This is a genomic window from Christiangramia lutea, from assembly GCF_022489035.1.
In the GTDB taxonomy this organism is placed as follows: Bacteria; Bacteroidota; Bacteroidia; order Flavobacteriales; family Flavobacteriaceae; genus Christiangramia; species Christiangramia lutea.
Map to the genome: position 1 here is coordinate 129,634 of NZ_JAKVTV010000004.1, position 16,051 is coordinate 145,684.

A 16,051-nucleotide genomic window follows, 5' to 3' on the forward strand; every position below is an offset into this window, starting at 1 on the left:
TTTTGCGGGGCTTTAGAAATATGAAATTCATATTTTTAAAGCCTCATCATTTTCGTTAATTTCAGAAAACTAATAGAAAACCAAATCAATTGATCTCAAAATCTACTATAGACAGTGTATTTGAAGTTTCCCGTGTAGAGGAGGTTATAGGGGATTTTGTTCAGCTTAAAAGATCGGGAAGTAATATGAAGGGGCTAAGCCCTTTTACTGAAGAACGTACTCCCAGTTTTATGGTTTCTCCCGTAAAACAGATATGGAAAGATTTTAGTAGTGGGAAAGGTGGTAATGTGGTTGCTTTTTTAATGGAGCATGAACATTTTACCTATCCTGAAGCCATTAAATACCTGGCTAAAAAATACGGGATCGAAATCGAGGAGACTCAGCAAAGCGATGAACAGAAAGAACAGGCTAATGAGAGGGAGAGCATGTTCCTTGTCTCTGAATACGCCAATGAGTTCTTTCAGAAAAGAATGCACAAGACCGATGAAGGTCAGGCTATTGGTTTAAGTTATTTTAAAGAAAGAGGTTTTACTCCCGAAACCATTAAGAAGTTCGACCTTGGATATTCCCCTGATGATTGGGAGGTTTTTACCAGGACAGCGTTGGATGACGGATATAAATTAGAATTTCTTGAAAAGACGGGTCTAACCATAGTAAAAGAGAATAAAAAATTCGACCGTTTCAAGGGTAGGGTAATGTTCCCTATACATTCCATGTCTGGTCGGGTATTAGGTTTTGGCGGAAGGATCCTTTCCACCACCAAAAGGGCGGCTAAATATCTTAACTCTCCTGAAAGTGATATTTATCATAAAAGCAAGGTTCTTTATGGGATCTATTACGCGAAACAGGCTATTGCCAAAGAAGACAATTGTTATCTGGTAGAAGGATATACAGATGTGATCCAGTTTCATCAAAGCGGAATTGAAAACACGGTTTCTTCTTCAGGAACGGCCTTAACTCCTGAACAGATTAGGCTGATAAACCGCCTAACGAAAAATATCACCGTTCTTTTTGACGGTGATGCTGCTGGTACCAGGGCCTCACTAAGAGGTATTGACCTTATTCTTGAGCAGGGGATGAATGTGAAGGTATGTTCCTTTCCTGAGGGTGAAGATCCAGATAGCTTCGCACGTTCCAATTCTGAAGATGAATTAAAGGAATTCCTGGAAGAGAATTCTCATGATTTCATCACCTATAAGGCTTCATTGCTGATGGATGAAGCCAAAAATGATCCTGTAAAAAAGGCAGGACTAATCAGGGATATGGTGGTGAGTATTTCCAAAATCCCAGATAATATTCAGCGTGAAGTTTACCTCCAGGAGTGTTCGCGTATTATGGATATTAATGAAGATGTACTATATGCTACCCTGGCGCAGCTTGAAAATAAAAATACCCAACCCTCCGGAAAGCCGAAAAAGCAAAAAATGGAGGTTGTCAAAGAAGAGCCTTCCAGTAGAACTAAGGTAGATCATCTTTATATCCTGGAGAGAAATATCATCAAGATCTTATTGATGTATGGGAACCGGGAGGAAGATTTCGAGGATCTACTACTTAAGCAACACGAAGAGACCGGGGAGCTAATTCTTGAGCCCGAGGTTCAAAATTCAAAAGTATTCGAGAAGATTTACCTGGATTTGCAGGAAGATGAGATCGCTTTTTCAAATGAAGCATTCAGAAACCTATACGGGATCCTGATCAATAAATTGAACAGCGAGGCAGAATTTGGTGTTGAAACCATTATTAATGAACTCGAGGAGGAACAGGCGAAAGAGATTACAGATATTCTGATGCATGAAGAGCAATATGAACTGCATAGCTGGGATCGTCACGATATTCCTGTAAAGGAAAAGGAGAGTACCGTAGATCAATTCGTAAGTCAGACGATCTTAAACTTACGTAGACATCTAATTGACCTTAAACTAAAGGATCTCCTGGAAAATATTAGAGTGGCTGAAACCGAAGATGAGCGGACAGATATCAAAAATGAAGTTATGGGCTTCAATAAACTACGAACCCTATTGTCTGAAAGACTGGGAAGAGTTATGTAGTATTTAGCTGAAGTAATCTTGACTGCGTAATTAGGTCGGCTACATTATCTACTTTTAGCTTTTTTAGCAATCTGGTTTTATAGGTACTAACCGTTTTCTCGTTAATGTCAAGAGCCTCTGCTATATCCTTATTTCTTTTTCCTGAAGAAAGTAAATTAAGGACTTCAGTTTCCCTTGTAGAGAGTTTTTTAAACTTTGTAATTAAACTCTTACCTCTTGAGATGCCGGAATTCAATTTTTCGGTGATCTTGCGGTTCAGGTAAATTCCGCCACGTGCAACCTGATAAATAGCCTTCTCAAGGGTTTCAGTGTCTGAATGTTTCGAAATATATCCTGCAGCCCCGGCCTTTATAGCACTTAAAGCATACATTTCTTCAGGATGTGAGCTGAAAATAAGAGTTTTTACTTCAGCATATTCCTGTTTTATACGCCTAATAGCGTTGATCCCATTGATTTGGGGAAGATCTAGTTCTAAAATCAAAACATCTGGTGCCTCTTTCTCCAGCTGGTTGAATAGCTGAGTCCCGCTGCCTACACGTCCTGTAACCTGAAGGGCCGGATTGTTTTGAAGTACACATTTTACACCTTCCAGAATAATTGGATGGTGGTCGGCAATTAATACTCGATACATGATTCTTAATTAAAACAAGTCCGGGGGTAACTCGTTGAGTTTGGTTTGCTTTACCTAAAATAAGGCTTTGACTTTTTAAAATGTGAATCTGTAAGATAAATTCGATAAAAGGATTAATTCTTTAGATGAACGGGAATCTCACAAACCGGTATAGGATTCATTTTGTGTTGGTTAGCGGTATTTAGCCTGGTGTAGATTTCAAAAACCGTACGTTGTCTTCCTTCAAAATCTGTCGCAGATTTTCCTGCTTCAGAATGCCTCATGGCCCATTCCAATTCGTCATAAGAAGCGCCTAATTGATCTTCATCACTCCGGCTATCTCCAAATAGTCCATCGGTGGGTGCTGCGGTCATTATTTCGTCAATAATATTAAGGTATGAGCCTAATTCATAGACTTCGCTTTTCATAAGGTCTGCAATAGGACCTAAGTCTACACCGCCATCTCCGTATTTGGTATAAAAGCCTACTCCAAAATCTTCCACTTTATTACCCGTTCCAGCCACGAGATATTTATGCAGTCCGGCGAAGTAATAAAGAGTGGTCATTCTTAGGCGTGCTCTTGAATTCGCCAGGGCAAGGTCCAAGGATGAGGTTTCCCGGTGTTGCGGCATTCCATTTTTGAATTGATCAAAAACCGGGGTTAGGTTGACTTCCAGACCACTAACATTTGCGAAATTATGCTTTAGTTCATCGATATGCTTTCTGGCTCGGCTTATTTGTTTCTTATCCTGATGGATAGGCATCTCCAGGCATAAAGTAGGCATTCCTGTTTTTGCACAAAGAGTAGAGGTAACTGCCGAATCGATCCCACCGCTTACACCAACTACAAATCCATTCATATTTGCTTTAGTGGCATAGTCTTTTAGCCAGTTTATAATGTGGTCTGCCACTTTTTCGATCTGCATAATATTGGGTGATTTAGTTTGTAAGTAATACCTTTGCCCCACAAATCTAATACTTAAAGCCAATTTTTAAAAGGGACCGGCGTTAAAGCCTTCACAATAGAGAATTATGCTGAAGAATCTTTGGTTTTTAATACTGCTTTTAAGTCTTTTTTCCTGTGATAAACAATCTGAAACTGAAGCTAAGATCGAACAGATCGATGTTGAATTTGATGTGATTAGATTCGACAGGAAATTTGCTGATGCAACAGTAGAAAACTTACCCGATTTAAAATCTGATTTTCCATTCCTGTTTCCTGAACATTATCCAGATAGTGTTTGGGTACAGAAGTTGAATGATAGTATACAACAGGAAATCGAAACTGAGGTTTTAAAAGAGTTTCCCGAATTCTCAGAGCAGACGGACGAGTTGCATAGTTTATTTCAACACATAAAATATTATTTTCCAGATTTTCGGGTGCCAGATGTAATCACGATCACTTCAGAAGTAGATTACAAGAATAAAAGTCTTTATACCGGGGATTACCTCTTTGTAGCTCTTGATACCTACCTGGGAGAGGAACATAAGTTTTATGTGGGGATTCAGGAGTTTTTGAAAAAGAATTTCAGAAAGGAGCAAATATCGGTAGATGCCGCAGATGAAATTGCCATGAAATATGTTCCTAAAGCCGAGTCCAGAACTTTCTTGTCTCATATGCTTTATTACGGTAAGCTGCTGTATCTAAAAGATAAATTCATTCCATTTAAAAGTGATGCGGAAAAGATTGGTTATTCTGAAGAAGAACTGGAATGGGCAAAAGCAAATGAAGACCAGATCTGGAGATATTTCATTGAAAACGAATTGATCTTTGATACAGATTCTCAGTTATATGAAAGATTCCTGTATCCGGCACCCTTCTCTAAGTTCTATTTGCAGCTCGATGCCGAATCACCATCAAGACTTGGTCAGTATATCGGTTGGAACATCATTAGATCCTATATGGATAAGAATGATGTGTCCATCAAAAAAATGCTCAATACTTCAGCTGAAGAAATATTTAATAAATCGAACTATAAACCTAAGAAATAATGTCTCAATACAAGAAGTCTGAAATCAATATAGAGGTAGTCACAGATGAAAATCACGTGCCGGAGAATATCACCTGGAGCGCCCAGGATGGGAATGTTTATAAGGAAGATGCCAAAGCGTTAATGCTTTCAGTTTGGGATAGTAAGGACCAGGAGACACTACGAATCGACCTTTGGACCAAGGAAATGCCGGTGGATGAAATGAAGAAGTTCTTTCACCAGACGCTGGTTTCTATGAGCGATACGTATTTTAGAGCTACTCAGGATGATAAGATGCGTGATACCATGAAGGATTTCTGTGATTATTTTGCTGAAAAAACCGAGATCAAAAAAGGATAATTGGAAAAGCTCATTTTTATATATAATGCCGATTCAGGTAAGTTGAACGCTTTGATGGATTCGCTGCATAAAGCGGTGAATCCATCTTCATATTCGTGCAAATTATGTGAGCTAACCTATGGCGCTTTAGACGAAAAAAAAGCCTGGAAAGATTTCCGAAAAGACCTGGAGGTGGAAACTAGTTTTCTGCACAAAGATGAATTCTTAAAAGCCTACGCTTCGAAATTTGGTCACAAATTTGAATTCCCGGTAATTCTGGCGCAGACTAATAAAGGTCTGGAAGTTTTTGTGTCTAAAACCGAATTTGAAGAGATCAACAATCTTAATGTGTTGATAGACAAAATTAAAAACAGGCTGAAGCTTTATCAGGAGGCGTGAAGCTGATCATTGATCCCGTCTATATAGTCTAAAACTTCATCCTTGCCAAGTCCGGCTGATGCTGAAGTAATAAAATATTCTGGCATTTCTTCCCAGATTTCGAGCATTTCAGCTTTGTAATTTTCAATGTTCTTATGTAGAGCTTTCTCCTTTAGCTTATCTGCTTTGGTAAAAATTATGCAGAATGGGATTCCGTTTTCGCCCATCCATTCCATGAATTCCATGTCTATGGGCTGAGGTTTATGGCGTGAATCTATCAAAACAAACGCACAAACCATCTGTTTTCTATTCTCGAAATATGCCGTAATGAATTTCTGAAAGACTTTCTTGGTAGATTTTGAAACCTGAGCATATCCGTAACCTGGTAAATCTACAAGGTGCCAGTTCTTATTGATCAGAAAATGATTTATGAGCTGTGTTTTTCCTGGTTTTGCTGAAGTTTTCGCCAGGGATTTTCTGCCGGTTAGCATATTGATAAGAGAAGATTTTCCCACATTACTTCTCCCAATAAAGGCATATTCAGGCAAGGTGCTGTTAGGGCACTGATCAACCTTGGAGTTGCTTACCACAAATTCAGCGGTCTTGATTTTCATTGAAGCAGGTTTTTAGATATCTCTTCCTTTCAACCAGTCATGTAAAATCTGGTTGAATTCTTCGGGATGTTCCATCATAGCAGCATGGCCGCATTTGTCTATCCAGTAAAGATCTGCGTCTGGTAACAGTCTTTGGAAATCTTCTGCCACCTCTGGTGGTGTAACAGAATCGTTCTTTCCCCAGATCACACAGGTAGGGGTTTGCATCTTCGGAAGATCCTTAGCCATGTTATGCCTGATGGCACTTTTGGCAATCGCTAAGGTTTTTACAAGTTTGTTTCTATCGCTCACCGTTTCATATACTTCATCTACGATCTCTTTTGTAGCAACCTTTGGATCATAGAATACGGCTTCTGCTTTTTTCTTTATGAATTCATAATCACCGCGGCGAGGGTAGCTTTCTCCCATAGCATTTTCATATAATCCGGAACTACCTGTTATTACTAGAGCTTCTACAGTTTCTGGGAACATTTTTGTTGCCAGGAGGGCAATATGACCACCTAGAGAATTACCAAGCAAGATCACTTTTTCATATCCTTTAAAATCTATGAACTCCTTCAGGTATTTGGCAAATGTACCTACACTGGTTTTTAATAGTGACATGGAATACAGCGGAAGTTCCGGAATAAGAACTTTATAACCATTTTCCGGAAAATAACTGGTTACGCCATCGAAATTACTGAGGCCTCCCATAAGTCCGTGAAGAATAACAATCGGCGTTCCTTCCCCCTTTTCAAGATATGTGAATTTGCCTTCTTGCCTTAAGTGATCTTTCATTGATAGCCTTTGCGGTTAGCAATCGCAAATATAGCGATTTCGTTACAAGTATAATCATTTTTGAGTAACTGCAAAGGCTTTTCTGGCAAGTGGGAAATTTATGAACAGGCTTATTTTTTCAATCCATTATCCACATTTACCCACCATTTTTCAATTTCCTGAATCCTAAGCCAGTAGCGCTATTTCGTAGGTTTTCAAATACATACAGTGGTAAAACTTATCAACATTGTGGTAAAAAGTGGTAAATTGTGGTAATATTTTCAATATATTTGGCTCTATATAGCTTGACTGTGATAAATCTAATCGGGACATACGAATGTAAGGTAGATGCTAAAGGCCGATTGTTAGTGCCTTCAGCGTTGAAGAAGCAGTTGGCTCCCATGATGCAGAACGGTTTTGTGATAAAGCGGGCGGTTTTTCAGAATTGCCTGGAGCTTTACCCGATGGAGGAGTGGGATGTTCTAATGGCCAGGATGAACAGATTGAACAGGTTCAAGAAAAAGAATGTTGATTTTATTAGAAAATTCACTGCCGGTGTAAAGACTGTTGAGGTTGATACGAATGGCAGGTTGCTTATTCCTAAGGATCTTATTGGTTTTGCTGGAATTGGGAAAGAGATCGTTCTTTCTTCAGCAATTAATATCGTTGAGATTTGGGATAAAGAGAAATATGAACAAGCCCTCGATGATTCTTCAGATGGTTTTGCAGACCTGGCAGAAGAGGTGATGGGAAACGATGAGTTTGATGGAATATCATAATCCTGTTCTTCTAAAGGAATCTGTTGATGGTCTTGATGTAAAACCTGATGGAGTCTACGTGGATGTAACTTTTGGGGGAGGGGGGCATTCCAGGGAAATTTTAAAAAGGCTTGGTTCTGAAGGGAAACTGTTTGCTTTTGATCAGGATAAAGATGCTTTTAAAAATAAAATTGAAGATGAACGCTTTACGCTGATCAATGAAAATTTCAGGTTTATTAAACGTTTCCTGAGGTTTTACGGTGTAAAACAGGTGGATGGTATTCTTGGTGATTTTGGAGTTTCCTCGCATCAGTTCAACGAAGCTGAAAGAGGTTTTTCAACCCGGTTCGATGCGAAGCTGGATATGAGAATGAACCAGGGAGATAAACTTAGCGCATATGAAGTGATCAATGAGTATGATGAAGAGCAATTAAAAAAGCTTTTTTATGCTTATGCAGATCTTAAGAATGCGCCCAAACTGGCCAGGACAATTGTTTCTGAAAGAAAGAACAAGCCTATAGAGACCAGTGAGCAGTTAAATGAAATATTAAAGCCTCTTTTATTTAAGGGTAAAGAAAATAAAATACTGGCTCAGATCTATCAGGCGATTAGGATAGAAGTGAATCAGGAGATCGAGGTTCTTAAAGAGTTTTTGTTGCAAACGGAGGAGCTTTTGAAACCCGACGGAAGGTTGAGTCTTATCTCCTATCACTCTTTAGAAGATAGATTGGTGAAGAGGTATATAAGGAGTGGTCTTTTTGAAGGTGAACCTGAAAAGGACATGTTTGGAAATATAGATGTGCCATTTAAAAAAGTGAATGGCCTTATTGTTCCTTCAAAGGATGAAATTCAGCAGAATAACAGGGCTCGAAGTGCAAAACTTAGAGTAGCGAGAAAGTTATAATTGGTTATGAAAGGTGGATTTTACAATATTCTGAAGGCTAATTTTCTTATCAGTGAAGACGCGGTAAAGAACTGGAGATTTATAGTTTTCTGTACTGTTCTGGCAATAATTATGATCGCAAGTTCGCATAATGCCGAGAAAAAAGTACATCAGATCGCAAAGTTAAATAAAGAAGTTCTTGAATTGAGGAGTGAGTTTCTGGAAAGGCGATCTAATTTAATGAGAGTAAAAATGGAATCTACCATAACTGAGAAAATGGTAGAAAAGGGAATAGGGCCTTCAGAGACCCCACCCAATAAGATAAGAGTGAAAATAAAAGACTAACCTTAAATGGCTACAACCGAAAAAAGCATCCTGAATCGAATGTATTTCGTGGCTGGCTGTCTCTTCCTTTTTGCGATAGCGGTAGGGGTCAAGTTGCTCAATATCCAGTTTGTGCACGGAGAGCACTATAAGGAACTGGCTGAGGAGCGCACTCTTAAAAACTTCAAAATTCCGGCCAACCGTGGCAATCTTTATGATGTAAATGGAAATCTTCTGGCAACCTCAGTTCCTAAATATGATGTAAGGTTCGATGCGGTAACAGTATCAGATAAAAACTTCGAGGAAAATATTGGATCTCTGTCAGAAAGTCTTTCTAAAATGCTTGGGAAACCTGCTTCATACTATTCTCAAAAATTAAGAGCAGCAAGAGCGAATAGACAACGCTACGTGTTAATTGCCAGAAACCTGGGGTATTCAGATTATATGAAAATGCGAGAGTTCCCTATGTTCAACCTTGGAGCTTATAAAGGCGGGATGATCACCGAACAAAGTACAGTTCGTGAACATCCGCTGGGGAAAATGGGAGAGCGAACTGTTGGTTATGAAAGAAGGGATGAAAACGGATATTTCACCAGGGTAGGTCTGGAAGGAGCTTTTAGTAATTACCTCAGAGGAACCGACGGAAGAAGACTAAAACAGAAGATTGCCAAGGGGCAATGGAAACCTATAAGTGATAATAATGAATTAGAGCCTAAAGATGGTTATGATGTGGTGTCTACGATAGATGTGAACATTCAGGATATAGCACATCATTCCCTTTTAAGGCAATTGGAATATTTTGAAGCCGATCATGGTACTGTAGTCGTAATGGAAACAGCTACCGGTGAGATAAAGGCAATGTCTAATCTGGGCAGAACTAAAGAGGGTACATACTTTGAGAAAAGAAACTATGCGGTCTATGAAGCTCATGAACCAGGTTCTACTTTCAAATTGATGGCTATTGTTGCGGCTCTGGAAGACGGAGTGATAGATACAAGCAAAGTATTAGATACTGAAAATGGCGTAGTGCGATTTTATGGTCGTCCCGTAAGAGATTCCCGCCATGGTGGATATGGTGAAATTTCGGCGGCGAAGGCATTTGAAGTTTCTTCCAATACTGCTTTTACAAAAATGATCACCGAAGGGTATAAGAACAATCCTTCAAAATTTGTTGATCGACTATATTCAATGGGACTTAACCAGAAGATTGGTCTTGAAATTAAAGGTGAGGGATCCCCCCGAATCCCTCATCCTCAAGACAAGGGCTGGAATGGTCTTAGCCTTCCGTGGATGGCTTTCGGTTACGGAGTAGCGATCACACCATTGCAAACCCTAACTTTTTATAATGCCATTGCCAATGATGGTGAGATGATCAAGCCAAGGTTCATAAAAGAAGTAAAGGATAGGGATAAACCAATTATTACCATGAACAAGCAGGTGATGAATCCTGCAATCTGTTCCGTGGAGACCGCGAAGAAAGTTAGGGAGATGATGAAGAAAACCGTAGAACGTGGGACAGCGGCTAATATTTATACTGAAAACTTTTCCATGGCCGGAAAGACTGGAACCTGCCAGACAGAATACTGGATTGAGCCGGGAAGATATATCGCATCTTTTGCGGGTTATTTCCCAGCTGAAAATCCGAAATATTCCTGTATAGTGGTAATTCACAAGCCTAACAGAAGAAAGGGGTACTATGGAAATATCGTAGCTGCTCCCGTATTTAAGGATATCGCGAGAAAGATCTATACAGATACTCCTGTAATGGATGAAATGGAATCACTGGAGGTGAATGATGAAGAAGTTCAGATAAATTTCGAAGAATATTACGCCAAGATCCAGGATGAAAAATTATTGATGCCAGATGTGACGGGGATGCCGGCGATGGATGCACTTTCAATTCTTGAAAACCTTGGGTTGGAAGTTAGATTATATGGTAAGGGAGTGGTGAAAAGGCAATCTGTTTCAGCAGGTCAGAAACTGAAGAATAAGCAAACAGTAAAACTGGAATTGAGTTAATGAGTGTTTTAAAGGATATATTGTATAAAGTGAATATGAAGGCGGTGACCGGGGATACCGGTGTTACCATCAATGATATCCATTTTGATTCCCGGAAGGTAAAACTTAATGATGTTTTTGTTGCGATAAGAGGAGCCATCTCAGATGGACATGATTTTATAAGGAATGCTGAAAATCAAGGTGCTTTAGCAATTGTGTGCGAGGAGATTCCAAAAGATAAAATCAATGGGGTAACCTATATAGAGGTTGAAGATACCAAAAAAGCTCTCGCCTATATTTCTGCCAATTATTACAAAAATCCTTCAGAAAAGCTAAAACTAATTGGTGTTACTGGAACAAACGGGAAAACCACCATTGCGACATTATTATATGATCTCTTTACAAAGGCGGGATTTAAGTGCGGTTTGCTTTCTACGGTGAAAGTGATGGTGGGAAATGAAGAGTATAGTGCTATAAGAACCACTCCAGATTCGATCACCATTAATTCTTATCTGAAGGATATGAATGATGCCGGGGTGGAGTTCTGTTTTATGGAGGTAAGCTCACACGGGATAGACCAGCACAGGACCACGGCATTAAAGTTTGAAGCAGGGATATTTACCAATCTTTCTCATGATCACCTCGACTATCACAAGGATTTTGCTGAATACCGCGATGTAAAAAAACGCTTTTTTGATGAGCTGCCTTCCTCGGCATTTGCACTTACTAATGCCGATGATAAGAACGGGCTAGTAATGCTTCAGAATACCAAGGCTAAAAAATATACTTACGCATTAAAAACCTATGCCGATTACAGGGCCCAGATCCTTGAAAATAATTTTACTGGTCTTCTTTTAAAAATTGACGATCAGGAATTATGGACCAGGCTAATCGGGAATTTTAATGCTTATAATGTCCTTGCAATCTATGCTGCAGCAGATCTTCTAGGTTTGAATACCATGGAAATTCTTCGCATTATCAGTGAACTTAATTCAGTTAATGGAAGGTTTCAATATGTGATCTCTGAAAAGGAAAAGGTAACGGCTATTGTGGATTACGCTCATACGCCAGATGCCCTGAAAAATGTACTTGAAACTATCAACAGTATTCGAACTAAAAATGAAGAAGTGATCACGGTAGTTGGTTGCGGAGGAGATCGGGACGCCACTAAAAGGCCAAAAATGGGTCATATAGCTTCTTCGCTAAGTACGAAGGTGATCTTTACAAGCGATAATCCTCGTACCGAGGATCCTGATAAGATCATTGAGGATGTGGAGGCAGGTGTTGAGCCTCAGAATTTCAAAAAGACGACAAGTGTAACCAATAGAAAGCAGGCCATAAAAACAGCCTGCCAGATGGCGGGACCAAATGATATCATTCTCATCGCCGGGAAGGGGCATGAGACCTATCAGGAAGTGAATGGAAAAAGAACCGATTTTGATGATCTCAAAATCGTGAATGAATTTTTAAAACAACTGGATAAATAATGCTGTATTACCTGTTTAAATTTCTCGAAGAGCAGTATCAGTTGCCAGGAGCGCAGTTGTTTGAATTCCTGTCGTTCAGGTCGGCCATGGCGATCATCCTGTCGCTGGGTATATCTACGATCTACGGAAAAAGGATTATCAATTATCTAAGAGCTAAACAAATTGGTGAAAGCGTTAGGGATCTTGGCCTTCAGGGGCAAACCGAAAAAGCCGGAACTCCAACCATGGGAGGTGTTATCATTATTATCGCTACGCTTATCCCAGTTTTGCTTTTTGCTAAACTCGAAAATATCTATGTGATCCTTTTGATAGTAACCACTTTATGGATGGGGGCGATCGGATTTCTGGATGATTATATAAAGACTTTCAAAAAAGATAAAGAAGGCCTTAAAGGTATTTTTAAGGTTATTGGCCAGATAGGCCTGGGATTGATTGTTGGAGGAACCATGTATTTTCATCCCCAGATCACTACCAAGGAGGTGGTTACTGAAACCAATCCCACTGAAAATGTGATCGCCCGTGCCGAGGTAATCGATATGGGACCTGAGGTGAAAGATACCAGTACTACTATCCCTTTCGTGAAGAATAATGAATTTGAGTATTCAAAACTTATAAGCTGGATCAATCCTGAGTTGGTTAACTATGCGTGGATCATTTTTATCCCAATAGTGATCTTTATCGTAACTGCTGTTTCTAACGGTGCAAACCTTACAGATGGGATCGATGGACTCGCTGCCGGATCTTCAGCAATAATTGTATTAACCCTGGGGATTTTTGCCTGGGTATCTGGTAACATAATTTTTTCAGATTATCTGAATATCATGTATATCCCTCGTTCTGGAGAGATGACAATTTTCATAACTGCTTTTGCAGGTTCGCTAGTTGGTTTTCTATGGTACAATACCTTTCCGGCCCAGGTTTTTATGGGGGATACCGGAAGTTTAACCATTGGAGGGATCATTGCAGTTCTGGCGATAGCAACAAGAAAAGAATTATTGATCCCGCTTTTATGCGGAATCTTTTTAATAGAAAACCTTTCAGTGGTAATGCAGGTGGGATGGTTCAAATTCACCAAGAAGAAATATGGTGAAGGACGAAGGATTTTCCTGATGTCTCCATTGCATCATCACTACCAGAAGAAAGGACGACATGAGAGCAAGATCGTTGTTCGGTTTTGGATCGTTGGGATTTTCCTGGCTATCCTAACTATTGTGACGCTTAAGGTTCGATAGAAAATTAAAATGAGTAGGAAAATAGCCATACTTGGAGGAGGCGAAAGCGGAATTGGAACTGCGATTCTAGCCAAGAAAAACGGGTATGAAGTATTTCTTTCAGATAAAGGTAAGATCAGGGAGAAGTACAGAGATGTTCTTGAACATATTGAGATCGATTGGGAAGATGAAAAGCATACCGAATCAAAGATTTTTGATGCCGATGTAGTGATGAAAAGCCCGGGAATTCCAGATACCGCTCCTTTGGTAAAAAAGTTAAGAGAGAAGGGTGTTCCGGTAATTTCTGAGATCGAATTTGCATCATGGTTTTCTGAAACACCAGTAATTGGAATTACAGGTAGTAATGGGAAAACCACCGTGACCAGTCTTATTCAGCATTCTTTGAAAGAAGGCGGAATAGATTCCGGGATGGGAGGTAATATTGGGAACTCCTATGCAAAACTGGTCGCAGAGGAGGACCATGACTGGCACGTGCTGGAGATAAGTAGTTTTCAGCTCGACGGAATTGTAGATTTCAGGCCGAAAATTGCCATTCTTACGAATATCACTCCAGATCATCTGGACAGATATGATTATAAACTGGAGAATTATATAGCTTCAAAATTCAGAATTGTCGAAAACCAGACCAGGGAAGATTTTTTCATTTATGATGCTGATGATGAGAATATTTCAGAATGGTTGAAGAAGAATCCCGTAAGATCTCAAAAACTGCCTTTTTCATTAGAAAAGAAAATTGAAAATGGCGCCTATATGGAAAATGAAAATATTGTTGTAAACATTAATAACACCAAATTTACTATGCCAACATCAGAACTTGCCCTTCAAGGCAAACATAATGCTAAGAATGCCATGGCTGCGGCCACGGTGTCGCAATTGCTCAGAATAAGAAAGCAAACGATAAGAGAGAGCATGTCTAACTTCCAGGGAGTGGAACACCGCCTTGAAAAAGTCCTGAAGATCAATAATGTACTTTATATCAACGATTCTAAAGCAACCAACGTGAACGCGACGTTCTATGCGCTTGAGAGCATGGAATCTGAAACTGTCTGGATCATTGGAGGTGTGGACAAAGGAAATGTTTACGATGACCTTTTGCCTTTAGTGAACGAAAAAGTGAAAGCGATTATCTGCCTGGGAGTAGATAACAAGAAAATAAAGGCTTCGTTCGGAAATATTGTGGAAGCAATAGTTGAAACAACCTCAATGAAAGAAGCGGTTCAAATGGCCTACAGGCTTGCAGAAAAAGGTGATAATGTATTATTATCTCCGGCATGCGCAAGTTTCGACCTTTTCGAGAATTACGAAGATAGAGGAAGACAATTTAAAGAAGCAGTAAGGAATTTATAAAATTTAGACCTCACAGGTTTCAAAAACCTGTGAGGTCTGGAATTAACGAATAATGAGCAACGTTTTTGCAAATCTTAAGGGAGACAAGGTGATCTGGGCAGTAGCCGGTTTGTTGGCAATATTTTCTTTTTTGCCGGTATACAGTGCCAGTAGTAACCTTGCTTATCTTCACGGAGATGGAAGTACTTCCGGTTACCTGGTGGTGCATTTTTTCCATCTGCTCCTGGGATTCTGCGTATTGTTTGCTGTTCATAAAATACCATATCACTACTTCCGGGGAATCTCCATTCTTTTATTGCCCGTGGTGATATTATTACTTTTAATTACTATTGCGCAGGGAACTACCATAGAAGGTGCTTATGCCAGTAGATGGATACAGATCCCGGTGCTGAATGTGTCTTTTCAATCATCTACCTTAGCAGCGGTAGTTTTGATGGTTTATGTCGCTAGGTATCTCTCCAAAATAACTGAAAAGACAGTCACTTTCAAAGAGACAATTCTTCCGCTGTGGCTGCCTGTTTTTGCCGTATTAGTGTTAATTTTGCCCGCCAATTTCTCCACTACTGCGATCATATTTTGTATGACCCTGGTGTTGATGTTCTTAGGTGGTTATCCAATAAAATATCTTGCAGCTATTGTAGGGGTAGGGATCGTGATGCTGAGCATTTTCGTCCTTACCGCCAAGGCTTTTCCTGGTCTTTTGCCGAACAGGGTAGATACCTGGACCAGTAGAATTGAAACCTTTTTTGATGATGAGGAGGGTACAGAGCAATACCAGGTTGAAAAAGCCAAAATTGCGATCGCCCAAGGAGGCATCACCGGAACCGGAATTGGTAAAAGCGTTCAGCGAAATTTTTTACCCCAGTCTTCTTCAGATTTTATCTACGCGATAATTGTGGAGGAAATGGGACTTATTGGAGCATTCGGTGTTATGCTAGCGTACTTGTTGTTACTATTCAGGATCGTAATTGTAGCCACCAAAGCCAATACGGTCTTCGGAAAACTCGTTGTAATGGGTGTAGGTCTCCCGGTAGTTTTCCAGGCGCTGATAAATATGGGAGTAGCAGTTGAATTATTTCCAGTAACGGGACAAACTCTGCCGCTAGTGAGTAGTGGAGGTACCTCGATCTGGATGACCTGTATAGCGCTGGGAATCATTTTGAGCGTAAGCGCAAAAAGAGAAGAAATTAAGGAATCTGAAAATAGAGAGATCGAAGGTGAAGAGGAAAATCCTCTTGACATTTTAAGCGAAGCGATATGAAAACCCATATGGGGTATTAAAGAAAATTGGTCATAGTTAGTTGATG

The 16,051-nt window shown here is 39.8% G+C and carries 16 protein-coding genes; 12 read left to right on the plus strand and 4 right to left on the minus strand.

What is annotated here, in order from left to right; translation table 11 throughout:
* The first annotated feature begins 89 nt into the window (after positions 1 to 89).
* Positions 90 to 2,048 carry a DNA primase gene (gene dnaG / locus ML462_RS12650; RefSeq protein ID WP_240714179.1) on the plus strand — a complete coding sequence of 653 codons (1,959 nt, stop codon included), beginning with the start codon at positions 90 to 92 and terminating at the stop codon, positions 2,046 to 2,048.
* Here the strand turns inward: dnaG and ML462_RS12655 are convergent.
* Positions 2,041 to 2,679 carry a response regulator gene (locus tag ML462_RS12655; RefSeq protein ID WP_240714180.1) on the minus strand — a complete coding sequence of 213 codons (639 nt, stop codon included), beginning with the start codon at positions 2,677 to 2,679 and terminating at the stop codon, positions 2,041 to 2,043. The two genes, dnaG and ML462_RS12655, sit on opposite strands and share 8 nt — an antisense overlap.
* Before the next feature lie 113 nt (positions 2,680 to 2,792).
* Positions 2,793 to 3,584, minus strand: coding sequence for an NAD(+) synthase (gene nadE, locus ML462_RS12660; RefSeq protein WP_240714181.1), 792 nt, complete (start codon positions 3,582 to 3,584; stop codon positions 2,793 to 2,795).
* A 106-nt stretch (positions 3,585 to 3,690) separates the two neighbouring features.
* Here nadE and gldB point away from each other — a divergent pair, with 106 nt between their 5' ends.
* Genes gldB through ML462_RS12675 form a run of 3 tightly spaced genes read left to right on the plus strand, consistent with a single transcriptional unit; the run spans position 3,691 to position 5,366 of the window.
* On the plus strand, positions 3,691 to 4,650 hold the full coding sequence (gldB, locus tag ML462_RS12665) for a gliding motility lipoprotein GldB (RefSeq protein ID WP_240714182.1): 960 nt from the start codon (positions 3,691 to 3,693) through the stop codon (positions 4,648 to 4,650).
* Positions 4,650 to 4,988 carry a gliding motility protein GldC gene (gldC, locus tag ML462_RS12670; protein WP_240714183.1) on the plus strand — a complete coding sequence of 113 codons (339 nt, stop codon included), beginning with the start codon at positions 4,650 to 4,652 and terminating at the stop codon, positions 4,986 to 4,988. Before gldB ends, gldC begins: the two co-directional genes overlap by 1 nt.
* Entirely contained in the window at positions 4,989 to 5,366 is a 378-nt protein-coding gene (locus ML462_RS12675) for a GTPase (RefSeq protein ID WP_240714184.1), read from the plus strand.
* Here the strand turns inward: ML462_RS12675 and yihA are convergent.
* Both yihA and ML462_RS12685 read right to left on the minus strand, forming a co-directional pair.
* Complete coding sequence (gene yihA / locus ML462_RS12680) at positions 5,354 to 5,959, minus strand: ribosome biogenesis GTP-binding protein YihA/YsxC (protein ID WP_240714185.1); 606 nt, start codon at positions 5,957 to 5,959, stop codon at positions 5,354 to 5,356. The two genes, ML462_RS12675 and yihA, sit on opposite strands and share 13 nt — an antisense overlap.
* Positions 5,960 to 5,971: 12 nt before the next feature.
* Positions 5,972 to 6,736 (minus strand): alpha/beta fold hydrolase, encoded by a 765-nt coding sequence (locus ML462_RS12685; protein WP_240714186.1) that lies wholly within the window; start codon positions 6,734 to 6,736, stop codon positions 5,972 to 5,974.
* Between the two features lie 290 nt (positions 6,737 to 7,026).
* Here ML462_RS12685 and mraZ point away from each other — a divergent pair, with 290 nt between their 5' ends.
* The 8 genes from mraZ to ML462_RS12725 are packed head-to-tail and all read left to right on the plus strand — an operon-like array spanning position 7,027 to position 16,005.
* Entirely contained in the window at positions 7,027 to 7,494 is a 468-nt protein-coding gene (gene mraZ / locus ML462_RS12690; protein ID WP_240714187.1) for a division/cell wall cluster transcriptional repressor MraZ, read from the plus strand.
* Positions 7,481 to 8,377: a 16S rRNA (cytosine(1402)-N(4))-methyltransferase RsmH gene (rsmH, locus tag ML462_RS12695; RefSeq protein WP_240714188.1), complete on the plus strand. Its 897-nt coding sequence runs from the start codon at positions 7,481 to 7,483 to the stop codon at positions 8,375 to 8,377. The genes mraZ and rsmH overlap by 14 nt, the downstream gene beginning before the upstream one ends.
* A gap of 6 nt (positions 8,378 to 8,383) precedes the next feature.
* Positions 8,384 to 8,701, plus strand: coding sequence for an FtsL-like putative cell division protein (locus tag ML462_RS12700; RefSeq protein ID WP_240714189.1), 318 nt, complete (start codon positions 8,384 to 8,386; stop codon positions 8,699 to 8,701).
* A gap of 6 nt (positions 8,702 to 8,707) precedes the next feature.
* The gene (locus ML462_RS12705) at positions 8,708 to 10,699 is read left to right on the plus strand and encodes a penicillin-binding protein (RefSeq protein ID WP_240714190.1); all 1,992 of its coding nucleotides are present in this window, start codon (positions 8,708 to 8,710) and stop codon (positions 10,697 to 10,699) included.
* Positions 10,699 to 12,165 carry a UDP-N-acetylmuramoyl-L-alanyl-D-glutamate--2,6-diaminopimelate ligase gene (locus ML462_RS12710; RefSeq protein WP_240714191.1) on the plus strand — a complete coding sequence of 489 codons (1,467 nt, stop codon included), beginning with the start codon at positions 10,699 to 10,701 and terminating at the stop codon, positions 12,163 to 12,165. The genes ML462_RS12705 and ML462_RS12710 overlap by 1 nt, the downstream gene beginning before the upstream one ends.
* Entirely contained in the window at positions 12,165 to 13,397 is a 1,233-nt protein-coding gene (gene mraY, locus ML462_RS12715) for a phospho-N-acetylmuramoyl-pentapeptide-transferase (RefSeq protein ID WP_240714192.1), read from the plus strand. The genes ML462_RS12710 and mraY overlap by 1 nt, the downstream gene beginning before the upstream one ends.
* Before the next feature lie 9 nt (positions 13,398 to 13,406).
* Positions 13,407 to 14,744: a UDP-N-acetylmuramoyl-L-alanine--D-glutamate ligase gene (gene murD / locus ML462_RS12720; RefSeq protein ID WP_240714193.1), complete on the plus strand. Its 1,338-nt coding sequence runs from the start codon at positions 13,407 to 13,409 to the stop codon at positions 14,742 to 14,744.
* A gap of 52 nt (positions 14,745 to 14,796) precedes the next feature.
* Positions 14,797 to 16,005, plus strand: a complete 1,209-nt coding sequence (locus ML462_RS12725) for an FtsW/RodA/SpoVE family cell cycle protein (RefSeq protein ID WP_240714194.1) — start codon at positions 14,797 to 14,799, stop codon at positions 16,003 to 16,005.
* The last annotated feature ends 46 nt before the right edge of the window (positions 16,006 to 16,051 follow it).

What these genes read in the sequence shown, in the direction of transcription:
- gldB (WP_240714182.1), top strand. Translation starts at nt 3,691, where the DNA reads ATGCTGAAGAATCTTTGGTTTTTAATACTGCTTTTAAGTCTTTTTTCC.
- nadE (WP_240714181.1), bottom strand. Translation starts at nt 3,584, where the DNA reads ATGCAGATCGAAAAAGTGGCAGACCACATTATAAACTGGCTAAAAGAC.
- murD (WP_240714193.1), top strand. Translation starts at nt 13,407, where the DNA reads ATGAGTAGGAAAATAGCCATACTTGGAGGAGGCGAAAGCGGAATTGGA.
- ML462_RS12725 (WP_240714194.1), top strand. Translation starts at nt 14,797, where the DNA reads ATGAGCAACGTTTTTGCAAATCTTAAGGGAGACAAGGTGATCTGGGCA.
- mraY (WP_240714192.1), top strand. Translation starts at nt 12,165, where the DNA reads ATGCTGTATTACCTGTTTAAATTTCTCGAAGAGCAGTATCAGTTGCCA.
- gldC (WP_240714183.1), top strand. Translation starts at nt 4,650, where the DNA reads ATGTCTCAATACAAGAAGTCTGAAATCAATATAGAGGTAGTCACAGAT.
- ML462_RS12700 (WP_240714189.1), top strand. Translation starts at nt 8,384, where the DNA reads ATGAAAGGTGGATTTTACAATATTCTGAAGGCTAATTTTCTTATCAGT.
- ML462_RS12705 (WP_240714190.1), top strand. Translation starts at nt 8,708, where the DNA reads ATGGCTACAACCGAAAAAAGCATCCTGAATCGAATGTATTTCGTGGCT.
- ML462_RS12685 (WP_240714186.1), bottom strand. Translation starts at nt 6,736, where the DNA reads ATGAAAGATCACTTAAGGCAAGAAGGCAAATTCACATATCTTGAAAAG.
- ML462_RS12710 (WP_240714191.1), top strand. Translation starts at nt 10,699, where the DNA reads ATGAGTGTTTTAAAGGATATATTGTATAAAGTGAATATGAAGGCGGTG.
- rsmH (WP_240714188.1), top strand. Translation starts at nt 7,481, where the DNA reads ATGGAATATCATAATCCTGTTCTTCTAAAGGAATCTGTTGATGGTCTT.
- yihA (WP_240714185.1), bottom strand. Translation starts at nt 5,959, where the DNA reads ATGAAAATCAAGACCGCTGAATTTGTGGTAAGCAACTCCAAGGTTGAT.
- ML462_RS12655 (WP_240714180.1), bottom strand. Translation starts at nt 2,679, where the DNA reads ATGTATCGAGTATTAATTGCCGACCACCATCCAATTATTCTGGAAGGT.